Source organism: Bacillus sp. XF8, from assembly GCF_017498755.1.
Lineage (GTDB): Bacteria > Bacillota > Bacilli > Bacillales > Bacillaceae_G > Bacillus_A > Bacillus_A bingmayongensis.
The window spans coordinates 1-17774 of record NZ_JAGDQK010000015.1 but is presented as its reverse complement, the minus strand read 5'-3'; the positions used below and the strand labels follow the sequence as shown (position 1 = coordinate 17774).

The window sequence follows — 17774 nt, the reverse complement described above, 5'->3', positions numbered from 1 at the left end:
TAGTACACAGCCGGTGATTGGCTAGTGGAAGTTTTTCCATTTTGCCAGTGCCGGTTTTTTGTTGGATAATAAAGAAAATATATTTTTACAAAGAAAGAAGGGACTGTTTTGAAAGATGTAGATTCTATTTCTATGAGAGAAAAATTTGCTAGTTTTTATCTTTATTTTGTTTCTTTTTTTGGTTTGATTATTATAACTATATCTTTACTTGAAATTAAAATCCCTTCTCATCCAACAATATTAGTATTGTTATTACTTTTTATGGGGATTACTGAGTACTTTCCTGTGCGATTTTGGAGGGGAGTCAGCTCACTCAGCTTTCCAATTATTTATTCGATGCTTTTGTTGTTTGAAACGCATATAACTGTACTCTCTCTTGTATTTGTTACGTTAATTATTCATCTGCTTCGCCGTTCGCCGGTAGAAAGGATGCTTTTTAATAGTACTCAGCATGCTCTTAGCCTTATACTAGCAGAATGGTTTTCTAGCAATTGTATGCTGTGGTTGATTAGCGGAATGAATGTGACAGTTTTATATGAGAAATTAATATTTTTGCTATTGTTTAGCATATTTTTTTGTTTTTTCAACAACCTTTTCTATGATTTATTAATAGTACTTCTTCCTCAGCCATATTCGGTACGTCGGTGGAATCAAAAAAACATATCAGTATTTCTTTGCGAAAGTTTTTGTTTATTCTATGCTGCACTTATACATATATTAGGTACGCAATATCGTTTAGAGATGAATGAAATTGTAGTTTTTTTCTTCTTCTTTCCACTTGTAGCAATCTCAATTATTAGTTCATTTTCTGCAAGAATACGGATGGAAAAAGAAAGATTATATGAATTTTTTCTCATTACGACAGAATTAAGCCGTGGATTATCTAGTGGAAATCTACAACATATAAAAAAATCACTTAAAGGATTTTTAGGAATACAAGCATATGTATTATGGACAAAAGACGAGGGAGAATGGAATATTCAGTTAAAGGATGGAAAGTTGAAAGAATGTATGTCTGATTATTCTGATGATGCCAAAAAGTTTGAGGAGATATCTAAAAATGTAGTGTTTAATAATTGAAAAGTTGGTACAGCACCGGGAGATGGTGTGTTTGAGGATGTTATACGCTCCCTTGTTTATTTTCCTCTCATTGTAAATAATGAGTTGATTGGGATGTTTGTTGCAGGAAAAAGTAGAAATTTTGGCTTTTTTCCAGAAGATGTGCAGTTATTAGAAACTTTTTCTAATCAATTAGCTAATATAGTTAAAACGAGAATATTGATTTCCGAACAAGAAAAAAGGATGATTTTAGAAGAAAGAAATAGAATTGCTCGCGAAATTCATGATGGTATTGCGCAAGCGTTAGCTGGAGTGATATTTCAACTAGAATCCGCCCAGAAAAAATATCGTGATAAACCAATTGAGATGCAGCAAGTAGTGGAGAAAAGTATTAGGAAATTAAGGGGAAGCTTAGGGGAAGTTCGCTATTCTATTTATGCCTTAAAGCCGTACCCAACGCAGCAATTAGGACTCAAGCAAGCGATAGCAAGTAAGATAAAATCTATAAAACAAGAATATGAACTAGATATTAGATACCATGAAAGAGGTCATTCTCGTACACTCAGTTTTTCTAAAGAAAGAGTCATTTTTGATACATTCCAAGAGAGTTTACAGAACATTGTTAAACATGCACAAGCGGAAAAGGTTGATGTTCTGTTAAGTTATCAGCGGGAACACGTACTTTTAAAGGTGAAAGATAATGGAGTGGGTTTTTCTCTATTTGAGTCTATGGTGAAAACGAAGTGTGAACCACATTATGGTATATTACATATGAATGAACAAGCTGAACAGCTGGGGGCTACTTTACAAATTGATAGTTCTGTAGGGAAAGGGACAGAAATTACATTGTTAATTCCAGATTCACAAACAAGGGGTGCGTAAAATGATTAAAATATTAGTAGTGGATGATCATGCTTTTTTACGAGACGCAATTCGCAGCATATTAGAGGTTGAATCTGATATAAGAGTAGTTGGAGAAGCGGTCTCTGGGGACGAGGTATTAGAGAAAGTTGAGGAATGCAGTCCAGATTGTATCTTGATGGATATCAATATTCCAGGAAAAAATGGAATTGAAGCTACGGCACTAGTGAAAAAACAGTATCCAACTTGCCGGGTGCTTGCTTTTACTATGTATGAGCATGATGAGTATTTAATGGATGCGCTTCAGGCAGGTGCTGATGGCTATTTATTGAAGGATTCATCATCAGAGCAAGTAGTGGCAGCAATTCGAATGTTATATCAAGGAGATTCAGTTATTCATCCGCGCATGACTAAAAAACTAATTACGTATCATCAGCAACAAATGAAATTAGAACCAAACGAAAATGAACTGACAGAGCGTGAAAAGGAAATTCTCTTTGAATTGGTCAAGGGGCTTAGTAATAAAGAAATTGCTGAAGCTCTATATATTAGTGACAAGACAGTTAAAATTCACATCAATAAAATTTTTAAAAAACTGAATGTAAAAAGTCGTTCGCAAGCGGTAATTTATGCTGTTCGAAATCAGCTGGTTCCGCTGGACTAAATAAGAGATGTCTAAAAGAACTATCATGTTTCTTTATTCTATATTATAGGGAATAAAGAGCAAGATAGTTCTTTTGTACTATTTAGGTGTAGAATCATTAGAACAAAAATTACTCCTTTTGTTTAATTTTCAGAAAAATCAAAATGTGGAATAATAAAAATAGAATTATAGTTTAATCCTATTAATAATTCATTTTATGAAAATCTGTTACTGAAAATAAATTATAGGGGGCTTTTATAGAAAAAGATTGGAAATAAGCGGATGGTAGCAGTGCTGGATATTCTCAATCATATGAAATAAAGATTCAAGATTAATAGAATTGCCAATGCTGAACAAGGTTTTGAGAATTAATTCGTTTAGAAAAAATAATTTTGTAATGATAAGGGGATGCCATATGAAGAGAGGAAAATTTGGAAAGATTCTTATTGGAACGTTGACTGCTGGTATGTTATTGTCTCAAGGAATTCCATATAACGTATTGGCAGAAGAGGTGAATACATCTACTTTAACTGGAATTGATGATGCGAATTCTATATTGAAAGGACTTACAAAGGAACAGCGTAATGCTTTAAAAACATTAGATGCAAAACCGGGTTTTGTTATTTCACCAGGTATTAATACAGCAAGTCCTGATAATGTGAATGTAATTGTAGAGTTCAAGCAAGCTCCTGCTAAAATTGAGGTACTAAAAGAAGCAGCTAAAGGAAAAAAACTAGCTCTTTCGACTGCGGAACAAAAGGTGGAAGCATCTCATAAAGGATTTAAATCTGAGCTCGAACAGCTTCGGAAAAAGAAAGATAAAGGGGAAAATTTCAAATCTGCCAAAATAACAAGAGAATATAAGAATGCTTTTAATGGTGTGGCAATGTCCTTACCTGGGAATATGATTGAAGATTTAGTTCGTACTGGTATTGTTAAGCGCGTATGGGAAGATCAGGAGGTCAAAATTGATTTGCCGAAAGAAACAGCTAAGACTGCTGTCCAGCCAAAAATGGCAGATAGCGTACCACAAATAGGTGTGGACAAGCTTCACGAGGAAAAAATAACAGGTAAAGGAATTAAGGTGGGGGTATTAGATACAGGTATCGATTATAACCACCCTGATTTAAAAGATGCATATAAAGGATATCGTGCAAAACAAGGGGAAGATCCAACAAAAGTAGATCCGAACTCTATAAAAGGGTGGGACTTTGTTAATAACGATGCTGATCCGATGGAAACAACGTATAAGGATTGGCAAAATTCCGGAGGTTATCCGGAGATTTATGATGGAAGTGCATATTATACATCTCATGGTACTCATGTAGCTGGAACCATTGCTGCAGACCAAAAAAATAACGTAGATTATGCGGTTAAAGGAGTTGCCCCTGATGTCGATTTATATTCATATCGTGTATTAGGGCCATATGGAAGCGGACAAGTAAATGGTATTCTTGCTGCGATTGATAAAGCAGTGAAAGATGATATGGATGTTATTAATTTATCACTAGGTGCATCTATTAATGATCCTTTATATCCTACTTCTGTGGCAGTGAACAATGCAATGTTAGCTGGTGTTGTCACAGTTGTGGCGGCAGGAAATAGTGGCCCAGAAGAAGGGACTCTTGGATCACCTAGTGCGGCGGCACTTCCGATTACAGTTGGAGCGAGCGACGCTGCGATGACCATTCCAACATTTTCGGCTGATGCAGGTGATTTACATGTGGATAAGATGATGCTGCTTGGAAAAAGCTTTACTGATAAACTTGAGGACTTAAAAGGTCAATCTTTATCTGTTGTATATGCAGGGCTTGGAAAATCAGGTGATTTTATGGGGAAAGATGTAAAAGGAAAGTTAGCGCTTATCCAGCGTGGTGAGATTACATTCGATGAAAAAATTAAAAATGCGAAAGAAGCAGGCGCAAAAGCTGTCATTGTGTATAACAATGTGGATGGTGAAATCACAAGTTATCTTGGAGAAAGTACGTCATCTATTCCATCGTTCCGCTTAACAAAAGCAGATGGTGAGAAATTACAAGCAAAAGCTACACAAGGAGATATATCTTTAGCTTTTGGAGAACTGAGTAACACAAAGACAGAGGGAGATCACTTAGCTGATTTCAGTTCAAGAGGTCCTGCAAATAAAACAGATGATATTAAACCAGATATTGTAGCGCCGGGTGTGTCTATTTTCTCTACTGTTCCTGAATATATTAATGATCCAAAGGATGGTGAAAATTATCCGGTAGCGTATGGGCGTATGTCGGGTACATCTATGGCAACTCCTCATACCGCGGGGGTAGCAGCATTAATTTTACACGAACATCCAAACTATAGTCCGTTTGAAGTAAAAGAGGCGCTTATGAATACAGCAGTTGATTTAAAAGAAGAGCGTTCTGTATTTGAAGTAGGATCAGGACGAATTGATGCTTATCGTGCAGTTCATGCGGATACATTTATTGAAGTTATTGATAAAACAACAAATATCATAAACGATGAAGAAGTAGAAATTGAAGAGAAAACGGGTTCTATTGCATTCGGTTATAAAACGCAATTGGCGAATGGGCCAATTAAAGATAACCGAAAAGTTCTCATTAAAAACAATAATAAAATAGAAGAAAAAGAGTTCAAATTAGAAGTAGAGTTTTCACCAACGAGTGTAGGTGTGCAGGATGCAGCGAAAAATGGTGTGAAATTGAATATACAAGATTCTATTAAAGTAGCTCCTGGTACATCAGGGGAAATTAGTCCTGAAATTATCATTCCAGAAAATGCAGAATTCGGTAGATATGAAGGGTATATTCATATTGCAAATAAAAATAATGAAAAAGAAGTATATCAAGTGCCATTCGCAGTTAAATTCACAGAAAAAGGAATTGCAACTGTAGATTTGCTTAGAGATGCAATGGCGACAGATGCATCTAACTTCCATCCATTTATGGGAAGACCGAGCTCACCGTTGACATTTAAATTAAATAGTCCAATTGAAACCATTGATGCAGTTGTGAAGGATCGAAAAACAGGAAAGGCGTTAGGAATTGTCGGTACACTTAATGCCAGCAATCTAACACCGAATGTTGAATATATGATGTTCGATGGTATGGGAGGATATGTGTTCCCATTTACAGGAGATCCGAATCATCCAATTGGAGACAAGCGGGTTATGTTGCCTGATGGAGATTACCAACTGGACTTCGTTGGATACGATAAAGAAGGGGAATCTTATACGAAAGGAGATAGCGCAATTATTGATAATGTTAAACCTGAAGTGAAATTTGCTGACGTGCAACCTGGTGTTCATGAGGTAAATGAGTCCATGTTCAAAGAAGAAGATGGTCAGCGTGCATTATGGGTACACGGTAATATTTATGATTCTACCGTGGATGCATTAAAGGCAAAAGGCCTTCAGTATGACCAAAAGGCTAATGAAATTGTATATTACCAAAACTCTGCTTTTCCGTCAGGTTGGTTGAATACAATTCAAGCCAATGGTGATTTTAAATTTGGAGTACTTCCAGAGGAAATCAATGAACCGCTTAATTTAAGGTTATTTGGATATGACCTCGCAACTGCAGGGAATATGGGGAATGGATTTAAAGATTACACCTTTGTTAAAGAAGGAACAGAATACGCCGTTCCAAGCTATGATAAAGATAAAATAAAATTAGGAGAAAAAATTACGTTAACTTTAAATCTCAATAATGTGAAACAACTTATGTCAGGTACATTTGAGATTCCTTATAGTAAACAGCTATTTAAATTTACAGATGTTAAACCAAATCCAGCTCTTACGGAATATGCAAAACAACATGGATTAAATATCAAGTTAGAAGATCCGGCGATAAATGAAGAAGGAGATTGGGAAAATAAAGTAAAAGTTGGCGCTTCTTTAGAAGGAGCAGAATTTAAGGGATTAGATGGAGACACACCATTTTTAGATGTTACATTCGAAATGACGAGCGATGAATATTTTAATGATTTAACTGTATTTGGAGCAGATAAATTCTCTTATACAAAAGCTGGTGCATCAGAGTCTGTTGAGATTCCTATTTTTAAAGAGAAAGCCTTTTCTGTTGTTTCGAAGCATTCAACGGTTACAGGATATATTGGTCCGGAAGCATTCTTGAATGAAGAGGGATATCTAAATAAGAACGACTACACAAAACTAGGAGCAAAAGTGTACGCGGTTGGCAAGGATGGAAAGAAATACACAGGAACGGTTGATGATAACGGCCAATTTGAAATTCATAATGTTCCTGTAAGCGATAAAGAATACGATATTTTTGTAGAAATGCCGGGTCATTTAAATAGCAAATTAACAACAAAAATAGGTAAAATGCAGGACGGGGAATTAGTAGGGCAATATTTTAGAGCTTATATGGATGATAACCTTGCAGGTGATGTAAACGGCGATAAAATGGTGGATATTCAAGATGCTAGAATCGCAGCTCTATCATATGAAAAAGGAAAAGTGGCTGTCAAAGATGGTGACATCAATCAAGACGGTGTTGTGAATGAAACAGATATTCGCTTTATCGAGAAGAACTTCTTGAAAAAGGGTCCAGATGCTAAAGAAAATCAGAAACCAAAAGAAAATGTGGGACCAGTGACGTTAGAGAAAATCTTACGCTCGATTGGATTGGAACCGAAAAAATAAGTAGGTATAATTTTGGAGTACAGTATGCTATTAAACAACTACTATAAAACCAATTAGGGATGTGCTTCCATAAGTAATGAGGACCGGTAATGCTTCATTGTAACGTTACCGGTTTTTCTTTAAGTAGTTCAATAGTGAAATGTGTTTTGGTAATTGAATTTACACATTAAGTAATTAAAATTGGTTATCTTTTAACGTGAGATAAGTTACTAGCTTGTTTATTATTTTGTAGAATCGATACGTTATCTATAATTTGAATTTTTAAAATAGGGGGATTGTTGAAATGGGTCTTAAGAAAAAGCTTGGTATGGGGGCTATGACTGCGGTTCTTGGTTTATCTTTAATTGGGGGAGGAACGTATGCGTATTTCAGTGATAAAGAAGTATCAAATAACACGTTTGCAGCTGGTACTTTAGATTTGAGTGTTGATCCTAAAGTTGTTATTGATGTAGATAATCTTAAGCCAGGTGACGAAATGGAGCGTGGTTTTCAACTAGTTAACAAAGGCACTTTAGCGATAGGAGACGTGAAACTTCTTACAGATTATACTGTAACAGATGCTAAAGGAGATAATGGAAATGCTGATTTCGGTGATCACATCCGTGTCGATTTCTTGTGGAACTTGGATAAAAATTCAGTGCCTATTTGGTCTACTACATTGTCTGAGTTGAAAAAAGCCACGCAAAATGGAAGCGTTCCTGATCTTGTACAAAAAGGCATTATAGCTCAAGAAGAAAATGGACTTGCTCCTGGTGATGATGATACTTTCTATGTGATGTTTACATTTGTAGATAACGGTGAAGATCAAAATGTATTTCAAGGAGATGCATTGAATTTGAATTGGACTTTCAACTCAATGCAGACAGAAGGTGAGGATAAGTAAATGTAAAGATTACTGTTCTTATACAAGAATAAGTTGATAGAGACTGGAAGGGTGCTATTCTTGATAGAACTATATCTTTAGTTGTTATGTAAACACTTTTTTGATAAATTCTCTAAATATCGTACAGATTGATTTGATAAATCAATCTGTTTTTTTATTATTGGATAGGATTTATACGTTTTACTTACATTCGTAGCAGTATTTTTCATATTCATAGCGAATTAATTAAGAGATACATAAAGGAGGGGTATATATGGAAATAGCTGTAGAACGAGTTTTTACAAATGAAATTTTAGAAGAAGCTGCAAACTTATTTAACGTTACAGTGGAGAAAACACCGCTTGGTGATTTTGAAAACTATATTTTTCATGCAAAGGATGAAAAAGGAGCATCTTACGTATTAAGATTAACTCACTCTTCTCATCGGTCTGAAAAACAAGTGGAAGCAGAGTTAGATTTTTTACAGTATCTCAAAGAACATGGAGCTAAGATTGCTGGACCATATTATTCAAAATCTAGAAAACTTGTAGAAGGGATACAAGCGGTAGATGGAACTTTCTTTTACACTTCTTTATTTGTATATGCTAAAGGAGAACGAGTAAAAGGAGATACATCAATATATTGGGGAGACGGTCTTTTTGAAGCATGGGGCAAAGCGATTGGTCAGCTTCATCGTCTTACAATTGATTATCCAAAAACGGAATATCGAGATACATGGGAAGTAGAAGAAAAAGCAATTATTGATGAGTTAGAGGATGAAAAAGTGCAAAGTATTGCTTATAAATTAATGGAAGAGATAAAGACTCTTCCTGTGGAAAAGACAACGTTTGGTCTTATGCATGGTGATATTCATCAAGGGAATTTTCATTACGATGGTAAAGAGTTAACGATTTTTGATTTTGATGATGCGACTTATAATTATTTTATACATGATTTAGCAATGGTTAGCTATTATTCTGTTCTTACAACAAATTGGACAGAAGAAGAGAAAACATTGTTTGCTCGTAACCAATTAAAGGCGCTAAGAAAAGGATATGAATCTGAACACCAATTAGCAGAAATTTGGTATGAATCGCTACCGTTATTTTTTAGACTTCGTGATGTCGGTTTGTATGGCACGATTCAGAAAAAATTTAAGGGGAAAGAAATGCCAGCATATTTTCAAAAACTAGCGGACACAATTTATGAAAGGATTATAAAGCAGGAAGCCATTGTGAATATATAATACACATGCAACGTAACAAAGTATATATTTCGAATATATACTTTGTTTTTTTATACAAAAATATGTTTGTTTTATCAAAATAATATTGTCATAGACTATAGATACATTTATAATTTTTATATATTCTGAATATTCTTTATAAATCAAAGAGGAGGGGGAATGGATTGGAGGCTTTCGTTGCTTGGCTAAATAATATTGTATGGAGCCCCGCACTTGTTTATTTATGTTTAGGAGTAGGTCTATATTTTTCAATACGAACGAGGTTTTTACAAGTTAGGCATGCAGGTGAAATGGTGAGGCTTACATTTAAAGGGGAAAAGTCAGAAGCGGGTGTTTCTTCTTTCCAAGCGTTAGCACTTTCTCTATCAGGACGCGTTGGAACAGGGAATATCGCTGGTGTAGCAACAGCGGTTGCATTTGGTGGACCGGGAGCTGTTTTTTGGATGTGGGCTGTGGCATTTTTAGGAGCGGGATCTGCTTATGTAGAATCAACACTTGCTCAAATATATAAAACGAAGCACAAAGGACAATTCCGTGGTGGCCCAGCGTATTACATTGAAAAAGGCTTAGGGGTTAAGTGGTATGCACTTGTGTTTGTTGCTGCTACAATCCTTGCGACAGGTATGTTACTACCAGGTGTTCAAGCAAATAGTATTGCCTTAAGTTTGGAAACAGCTTTTGGTATTAATACATCTGTCTCAGGAGCAATATTAGTTGTTGTATTAGCACTTATTATTTTTGGTGGGGTTAAGCGTATTGTTAACGTAGCACAAGTTGTTGTGCCATTTATGGCGGTTGGATATATACTTGTTGCTTGCATAATCGTGTTTATGAATATTGAAAAGTTACCAGAAGCATTTATGTTAATTATAAAAAGTGCATTTGCATTAGAAGCTGCTTTTGGAGGGATTATTGGTTTAGCAATTTCTTGGGGAGTAAAACGTGGTATTTATTCGAACGAAGCTGGTCAAGGAACTGGGGCACATGCTGCGGCAGCTGCGGAAGTATCGCATCCAGCAAAGCAAGGCCTTGTGCAAGCATTTTCCGTTTACATTGATACATTATTCGTTTGTTCTGCAACAGCGTTTATGATGATTATTACAGGCATGTATAACGTATTTGATGCAAGCGGAAAAAATTTCATTGTGAATAAACTGAATGGTGCAGAACCTGGTCCTGGATATACACAAGCTGCGGTAGAATCTGTATTCCCTGGATTTGGAAACGGTTTCGTTGCGATTTCCCTATTATTCTTTGCTTTTACAACGATTATGGCGTATTACTACATTGCAGAAACGAATATTGCCTATTTAAATCGTGATAAAGACCGTCCATGGATGTCACTTGTTTTAAAAATTGTTTTCTTAGGTGTTGTATTCTACGGCTGTGTCAAAACAGCAGCAACTGCTTGGGCGCTTGGTGATATCGGTGTAGGGATTATGGCATGGGTTAATATCATTGCAATTTTATTATTACAAAAACCAGCACTTCTTGCATTGAAAGACTATGAAAAGCAGAAGAAAGAAGGAAAAGATCCTGTATTCGATCCTCGGGAACTAGGAATTAAAAACGCTGATTTCTGGGAGCATGAATACGGAAAAGATAAGAAAGAGGAAGTGTCATAATAGAGTATTTGTAAAACAATAACGGGCAGTATATCTGTCCGTTATTGTTCAAATAATGGGTATTTCTATTTGCATGGCCGAATAAAATTTGAATCAGGGAAGATTCACTTTACTAAGAATTGGGCCAAGTTAAAATACGATGAAAATAAGGCAGAAAGGGGGAAAAGGATTGATTGCGTTTCGTAATGTGAATAAGTTTTATGGTAGCTTTCAAGTCTTAAAAAATATTAATTTACAAGTTCAAAAAGGAGAAGTAGTTGTAATTGTGGGACCATCTGGATCTGGAAAAAGTACATTACTTCGCTGCATTAACCAATTGGAAACAATTACAGAAGGCGAATTAGTAGTACAAGATGTTGAAGTACATAATCCGAAAACAGATATGAATAGGTTGCGCCGGAATATTGGAATGGTATTTCAACATTTTTATTTATATCCACATAAAACAGTACTTCAAAATATTACACTTGCACCGATAAAAGTAAGTAATGTCTCAAAAGAAGAAGCGGAAAAAACAGCAAGGTACTATTTAGAGAAAGTAGGAATTCCAGAGAAAGCAAATGTGTATCCGCAGCAATTATCTGGAGGGCAACAACAACGGGTAGCAATTGCAAGGGGATTAGCAATGAAACCAGAAATTATGCTATTTGATGAACCAACTTCTGCACTTGATCCGGAAATGATAGGAGAAGTGCTTGATGTAATGAAAACTTTAGCGAAAGAAGGAATGACGATGGTTGTCGTGACCCATGAGATGGGATTTGCACGTGAAGTAGCAGATCGTATCATATTCATGGATGAAGGACAAATTCTCGAAGATACCAAGCCAGTAGACTTCTTTGCAAATCCAGAGCAAGAAAGAGCACGATTGTTCTTAAGTCGAGTGTTAAATCATTAGAGGAGGGATTTCATGCTGAAAATGAAAAAACTGTTTGTTTTAATTGTATTTTCATGTTTATTTACTCTTATCATAGCAGGTTGCGGAAGTAAGAAGGAGACGTCTAAAGAAGTATCTAAAGAATCTTCTGGTGGAAATGTAGTAGAGCAAATTAAAAAACGAGGAAAACTAGTGGTTGGGGTTAAGAATGATACAAATTTATTTGGATTGAAAGACCCTGCAACAGGGAAGGTAGAAGGATTTGATGTTGATGTAGCAAAAGCACTTGCGAAAAAAATTCTAGGTGATGAGAGTAAATTAGAATTAAAAGAAGTGACTTCAAAAACGCGTATTCCAATGTTGAAAAACGGCGATATTGATGCGATTATCGCAACGATGACAATTACAGAAGAGCGTAAAAAAGAAGTTGATTTTTCAGATGTATATTTTAAAGCGGGGCAGTCGTTACTTGTGAAAAAAGGCAGCAAGATTAAGAGTATTGATGATGTGAAAAGTGGTGTGAAAGTATTGGCGGTAAAAGGGTCAACTTCTACACAGAATGTTCGTAAAAAATCACCAGAAGCAACGGTACTAGAATTCGAAAATTATAGCGAAGCATTTACAGCATTAAAAGCAGGAAAAGGTGATGTACTTACAACAGATAATGCCATTTTATATGGGATGGCAAAACAAGATGCAAATTATCAAGTTGTTGGAAAAATCTTTACAGATGAGCCGTATGGAATTGCCGTTCAAAAAGGAGCAACAGATTTAACAAAGACAATTAATGATTTATTAAAAGAAATGAAAGCAAATGGAGAGTACGATAAATTATATGAAAAATGGATTGGTGAAAAACCAGAGAAGTAAAGTATAGGAAGAGTAAGAGGATGAGAGATACTCATCCTCTTCTTGTAAAGAAAGAGGGGGGAGCATTTGCCTGATTTTTCTATTCTTACAAATAATCTTGATCTGTATTTGGAAGGGTTTAAATATACAGTGATGTCCAGTATTGTCGCACTGATTGGGAGTTTCATTCTTGGCATTATTATGGCAGTGATGCGAATTGCACCCATTCGAGTTTTGAATTGGTTTGGCGCGGCTTATGTAGAGTTTGTTAGGAATATTCCACTCGTTTTAATTGCATTTGTATTTTACTTTGCTTTTCCGGTAATGGGTGTTACATTAAATGGATTTGTTGCTGGTACGGCTGCACTTACAGTTTATACAGCGGCATTTATTGCAGAAGCAATTCGAGCTGGAATTTTGTCAGTTCCGAAAGGACAGATGGAAGCTGCGCGTTCTTCTGGCTTAACGTACGTGCAAGCCATGTATTATGTCGTTTTACCACAAGCTATTAAAATAGTAATTCCACCATTAGGTAATCAATTTCTTAATTTAGTAAAAAACTCATCTATACTTGGCATTATTGCTGGGGCAGATTTGATGTATCAAGGGGATTTAATTTCAACAAGAACATTTGTGACATTTGATGTGTATATATTTGTTGGTATGTTTTATTTACTTTTAACTGTACCGCTTAGTATGCTTGTGCGTTACTTTGAGAAACGCTTAGCGAAAGGAGCGGTGTAAATGGATTTTCGAGGTGCTTATACAGGCGATCATATCTTATTTTTATTAAAAGGACTACTTGTTACGTTAGAAATAGCCGTTATAGCAATTTTGCTTAGTTTTATTATTGGTAGTGTAGTCGGCACTTTGCGATATACAAAAATACCAGTCGTATCACAGTTACTAGCCTTTATCGTTGAAATCATTCGTAATTTACCGCTACTTTTAATTATTTTCTTTACGTATTTTGCACTTCCAGAAGCCGGACTGAAATTAGAAATTACAACAGCAGCCATTGTTGCTTTAACGATATTTGAAGCAGCAATGATATCAGAAATTGTTCGCAGTGGTTTATTATCGATTGAAAAAGGACAAATTGAAGCAGCACGCGCTTCTGGATTATCATACGTACAAACACTTTGGCATATTGTTTTACCGCAAGCATTGAGACGCATGGTACCCCCGCTCGTTAGCCAGTTTATTTCTTTATTAAAAGATACGTCACTAGCAGTTGTTATTTCCTTACCAGAATTAATGCATAACGCTCAAATTATTAATGGGCAAAATGTAAACTATATGATTCCTACATTACTACTTGTTGCTTGCATGTATTTTGTTGTTAACTATAGTTTATCTCTTGTGTCTAGGAAATTAGAAAGCCGTTAACTCTTACATAAAATAAGATGTAAGAGTTTTTTTATGTTTTTTACATAGTATGGAAAATGTGATTTTGAAGATATTTACTTTTCAGTAGTGTAACTGTAAGGTGGATAAAAAAATATGATATTTTATCAGAAAAGTTTTAATTTTATATAGAAATTGTAACCGCTTTCGTGTATATTTTTATTATCAGAAAATTTTAAAAAGAGATAGAGGGTTTTTTATAGGGGAGGATTACAATGCAGCAAACAACGAATGATAAATTACATCGTACGATGAAGAGTAGACATTTATTTATGATTGCACTTGGAGGTGTAATCGGAACAGGATTTTTTCTTGGATCAGGCTATACAATTAACCAAGCGGGACCAGGAGGAGCAATTCTTTCTTATTTAGTGGGCGGATTTATTATGTATTTAACAATGCTTTGCCTTGGTGAGCTAACGGTTGCGATGCCGGTTTCGGGTTCTTTCCAAAAATATGCGACGAAGTTTATTGGCCCTGGAACAGGGTTTATGATCGGCTGGCTGTATTGGCTTGGCTGGGCAGTTACAGTTGGTTTAGAGTTAACGTCTATCGGTTTAATGATGAAAAGGTGGTTTCCATCTGTTGATGTTTGGGTGTGGTGTCTTGTATTTGGTTTTATTTTATACATGTCAAATGCTATCTCAGTCAAGAGTTACGCAGAATTAGAGTTTTGGTTCTCTAGTATTAAAGTGCTTACGATTATTGCATTTGTTGTTCTTGGTGGTAGTGCGTTATTAGGATTTTTACCATATGACGGAAAAGAAGCAGCACCTCTTTTTTCTAATTTTGTAAGCGATGGAGGTTTGTTCCCGAATGGACTTGCTGCTGTACTTCTCACAATGATTACAGTTAACTTCTCATTCCAAGGTACAGAGTTAATCGGGATTGCAGCGGGGGAGAGCCAAGAGCCGGAGAAAACAATCCCACGTGCAATTCGTAATACAGTATGGCGTATCATGTTGTTCTTTATTTTAACAATGACGATTTTAGTAGGTTTAATTTCTTGGAAAGACGCAGGAGTTATTGAAAGTCCATTCGTTGTTGTATTTGATAAAATCGGTATTCCATATGCAGCGGATATTATGAATTTCGTTATTATTACTGCGCTATTATCTGTAGCAAATTCAGGATTATATGCAGCGACACGTATACTATGGTCGCTTTCCAATGAAGGAATGGCACCGGCTTCTTTCAAAAAGGTAAACAAACGTGGTATTCCGATTACAGCATTAATTGTAACAATTGCAGTAGCGGCATTATCGTTACTAACAAGCTTTTTGGCGGAAGATACAGTATATATGTACTTATTATCTATCGCTGGCTTATCAGCTGTCTCAAGTTGGATTATCATTGCATTGTCACAACTTCGCTTTAGAAGCCAGTATATAAAGGGTGGCGGGAAATTAGAAGACTTAAAATATAAAACACCGCTATATCCAATTGTTCCAATTTTAGCGTTAATTACAAATAGTATTGTTGTGATTAGTTTAGCGTTCATTCCGGAACAGCGTATGGCACTATATTGTGGCATTCCATTTATCATTTTCTGCTACGTGTATTATTATATAAATAAGAAACGGCAGCAAATTACGACAGTGGAGATGGGATCAACATATGAAACTAACAATCAAGCATGATGATATTAAAGCAGAATTTTCAAATGGTCAATTGTCTATTGGAAAAGAAAGTGGACATACACCGTTAGAATTATTGGTTTCTTCTATTGCAGGATGCAGTGCAATTGTATTTCGGACAATTTTAGAAAAGAAGCGTATTACATATGATACGTTTACAATTGAAACTGAAATTGGAAGAAGTGAAGTTTTACCGAGGCGGGTAGAAAGTCTTCATTTACACTATAAAATAAAGGCAGAGAGGATTACGCAAGTACAGTTAGAAAAAGCGTTAGAACTTGCCGTGAAGAATTGTACGATTGCGCAATCTGTGAAGGATAGTATAAAAATTACGGAAACAGTTGAGTTAATGGGTGAATGAACTTTTGTGAGTGGTATGTAAAGTCAGAAGAAATCGAGAATAAGATCGTATAAAGTGAAGTAAACGTCAAGTAACTCTAAAATCAACCTTTATTGTATATTTTGGAGTTACTTGACGTTTACGTTTTTTTAACTTGTATATATAGTTTTACAACACCTTCATTAGTTTATTACTAACATTAGGAATAAATGATATAATCTATTTTTATCTTAGTGTAATAAATTAATTGAAAAGGTGAGAAGGCATGGGGAAATGGTTTACACTTCGAGAAGTTTCTCGAAATACATCTATACCTATTCAAACGGTAAAGCGCTATGTAGAAGATTATCAGTCATATTTAAATATGCGTAACGAAGAAGGCGTTTATATATTTCATGAAACATGTATTTCTACACTAGAAGAGGTTAGACAATGCTATAAACAAGGAAAGAATAAAGAAGAAATTAAAGAGATTTTGAACAAAGTTTGTAGCAATTCCACGGCGATGGTAGTCAAAGAGAGTACATGTAATGAGGACCCTCTATTATTAGGAATACATAAACATTTAGAAAAAGAAAATAATGTTCATCAAAATCTTATGAAAATGATTCGGGAGCAAAGTAAAGAGATAAGTAAGCTACATCAAAAATTAAATGAGCATTTAGAACAAAAAGAGCGTATCGCAATAGAAGAAAGAGATCGTACATTAACACAGTTACTTAGAGAGATGCAAAATGTAAAAAGAGAAATAGCGAAATCAAAAAAGAAACCTTGGTGGAAAGCTTTCTTTTTTGAAAAGAACTGAAATCACATTTATATACATATTTATCTCGCTATTCGCGGACAGTAAGACCTCGACTGATTAAAGTTTCACTTTATTTTTAGTGGAATCACGTATGTTTCCTTTCTTTTTGAAAATGCTAGACTTTTTTTGACGATTTTATTAAGGTAAATATTGTGCACAAAAAGGAAAGCTCAAATTTGAGCGTTGGGAGTAGTTTATGACAGAAAATAAACAACAAAAACGCTTAATATTCTTGCTAACTGTTGTGCTGGTTGCAGTATTCATATGCGTTAGTTTTCAAAACAAGAAAACAAATTCGAATAAGTCTAATAATCATGTAGCGGATGTACGTGAGGATAAAAATTCTGAAAAATCCAGTAAGAGCGATTTTTCCAACGTAAAAGTTACAAATAATGTTTCTGATCAATCACTAAAAGAGAAGCTTTCGAATTCAGAAGATGAAGGTAATATTTCGAAACAATCAATTGAGATAGATCACGCTAGTGATTTACCTCAAAATAAGAATTATAGAGATTCAAGTGAAAAAATTTTTTCTACCGAAGTACACAAGGAAGCTACTTTCGTTAAGTTAGGAAAAAAGGACAGCGACAATGATCACACTTTAAACAACATGAATAATTTAATACAACCAGTACAAGTTAGTGAGGCATACGAAAAAGAAAAGCAGACCGAAGCTAGAAAGCAAGAGGAAGCCGAAAAGCAGACCGAAGCTAGAAAGCAGGAGGAAGCCGAAAAGCAGACCGAAGCTAGAAAGCAAGAGGAAGCCGAAAAGCAGACCGAAGCTAGAAAGCAAGAGGAAGCCGAAAAGCAGACCGAAGCTAGAAAGCAAGAGGAAGCCGAAAAGCAGACCGAAGCTAGAAAGCAAGAGGAAGCCGAAAAGCAGACCGAAGCTAGAAAGCAAGAGGA

General features: G+C 35.4%; 12 protein-coding genes and 2 pseudogenes. All 14 read left to right on the top strand.

Annotated elements, in window-relative coordinates; all coding sequences use genetic code 11:
- Positions 1 to 108: 108 nt before the first annotated feature.
- Positions 109 to 1941: pseudogene (locus J4P91_RS09460) on the top strand (GAF domain-containing sensor histidine kinase).
- 1 nt (position 1942) lies between these two features.
- Positions 1943 to 2584, top strand: coding sequence for a response regulator (locus tag J4P91_RS09455; RefSeq protein WP_207993833.1), 642 nt, complete (start codon positions 1943 to 1945; stop codon positions 2582 to 2584).
- Positions 2585 to 2978: 394 nt separating this feature from the next.
- Positions 2979 to 7220: a S8 family serine peptidase gene (locus tag J4P91_RS09450; RefSeq protein WP_207993831.1), complete on the top strand. Its 4242-nt coding sequence runs from the start codon at positions 2979 to 2981 to the stop codon at positions 7218 to 7220.
- Between the two features lie 283 nt (positions 7221 to 7503).
- Positions 7504 to 8103 carry a TasA family protein gene (locus tag J4P91_RS09445; protein ID WP_207993828.1) on the top strand — a complete coding sequence of 200 codons (600 nt, stop codon included), beginning with the start codon at positions 7504 to 7506 and terminating at the stop codon, positions 8101 to 8103.
- 253 nt (positions 8104 to 8356) lie between these two features.
- Positions 8357 to 9328: a phosphotransferase enzyme family protein gene (locus J4P91_RS09440; RefSeq protein ID WP_207993826.1), complete on the top strand. Its 972-nt coding sequence runs from the start codon at positions 8357 to 8359 to the stop codon at positions 9326 to 9328.
- A 164-nt stretch (positions 9329 to 9492) separates the two neighbouring features.
- Positions 9493 to 10953: an alanine/glycine:cation symporter family protein gene (locus tag J4P91_RS09435; protein ID WP_207993824.1), complete on the top strand. Its 1461-nt coding sequence runs from the start codon at positions 9493 to 9495 to the stop codon at positions 10951 to 10953.
- Between the two features lie 169 nt (positions 10954 to 11122).
- Complete coding sequence (locus J4P91_RS09430; RefSeq protein WP_207993822.1) at positions 11123 to 11851, top strand: amino acid ABC transporter ATP-binding protein; 729 nt, start codon at positions 11123 to 11125, stop codon at positions 11849 to 11851.
- A 12-nt stretch (positions 11852 to 11863) separates the two neighbouring features.
- Positions 11864 to 12700: a glutamate ABC transporter substrate-binding protein gene (locus tag J4P91_RS09425; protein WP_207993820.1), complete on the top strand. Its 837-nt coding sequence runs from the start codon at positions 11864 to 11866 to the stop codon at positions 12698 to 12700.
- Between the two features lie 66 nt (positions 12701 to 12766).
- A complete protein-coding gene (locus J4P91_RS09420; protein WP_207993817.1) occupies positions 12767 to 13423 on the top strand; it encodes an amino acid ABC transporter permease in 657 nt (218 codons plus the stop codon).
- The gene (locus tag J4P91_RS09415; protein WP_017149961.1) at positions 13424 to 14068 is read left to right on the top strand and encodes an amino acid ABC transporter permease; all 645 of its coding nucleotides are present in this window, start codon (positions 13424 to 13426) and stop codon (positions 14066 to 14068) included.
- A gap of 233 nt (positions 14069 to 14301) precedes the next feature.
- Positions 14302 to 15726, top strand: coding sequence for an amino acid permease (locus tag J4P91_RS09410; RefSeq protein WP_207993815.1), 1425 nt, complete (start codon positions 14302 to 14304; stop codon positions 15724 to 15726).
- Positions 15704 to 16084, top strand: a complete 381-nt coding sequence (locus J4P91_RS09405; RefSeq protein ID WP_207993814.1) for an OsmC family protein — start codon at positions 15704 to 15706, stop codon at positions 16082 to 16084. The genes J4P91_RS09410 and J4P91_RS09405 overlap by 23 nt, the downstream gene beginning before the upstream one ends.
- Before the next feature lie 244 nt (positions 16085 to 16328).
- On the top strand, positions 16329 to 16868 hold the full coding sequence (locus J4P91_RS09400) for a DUF3967 domain-containing protein (protein WP_207993813.1): 540 nt from the start codon (positions 16329 to 16331) through the stop codon (positions 16866 to 16868).
- Between the two features lie 196 nt (positions 16869 to 17064).
- A pseudogene (locus tag J4P91_RS09395) lies at positions 17065 to 17774 on the top strand (hypothetical protein); the annotation flags it as partial.

What these genes read in the sequence shown, in the direction of transcription:
- J4P91_RS09455 (WP_207993833.1), top strand. Translation starts at nt 1,943, where the DNA reads ATGATTAAAATATTAGTAGTGGATGATCATGCTTTTTTACGAGACGCA.
- J4P91_RS09450 (WP_207993831.1), top strand. Translation starts at nt 2,979, where the DNA reads ATGAAGAGAGGAAAATTTGGAAAGATTCTTATTGGAACGTTGACTGCT.
- J4P91_RS09445 (WP_207993828.1), top strand. Translation starts at nt 7,504, where the DNA reads ATGGGTCTTAAGAAAAAGCTTGGTATGGGGGCTATGACTGCGGTTCTT.
- J4P91_RS09440 (WP_207993826.1), top strand. Translation starts at nt 8,357, where the DNA reads ATGGAAATAGCTGTAGAACGAGTTTTTACAAATGAAATTTTAGAAGAA.
- J4P91_RS09425 (WP_207993820.1), top strand. Translation starts at nt 11,864, where the DNA reads ATGCTGAAAATGAAAAAACTGTTTGTTTTAATTGTATTTTCATGTTTA.
- J4P91_RS09415 (WP_017149961.1), top strand. Translation starts at nt 13,424, where the DNA reads ATGGATTTTCGAGGTGCTTATACAGGCGATCATATCTTATTTTTATTA.
- J4P91_RS09410 (WP_207993815.1), top strand. Translation starts at nt 14,302, where the DNA reads ATGCAGCAAACAACGAATGATAAATTACATCGTACGATGAAGAGTAGA.
- J4P91_RS09405 (WP_207993814.1), top strand. Translation starts at nt 15,704, where the DNA reads ATGAAACTAACAATCAAGCATGATGATATTAAAGCAGAATTTTCAAAT.
- J4P91_RS09400 (WP_207993813.1), top strand. Translation starts at nt 16,329, where the DNA reads ATGGGGAAATGGTTTACACTTCGAGAAGTTTCTCGAAATACATCTATA.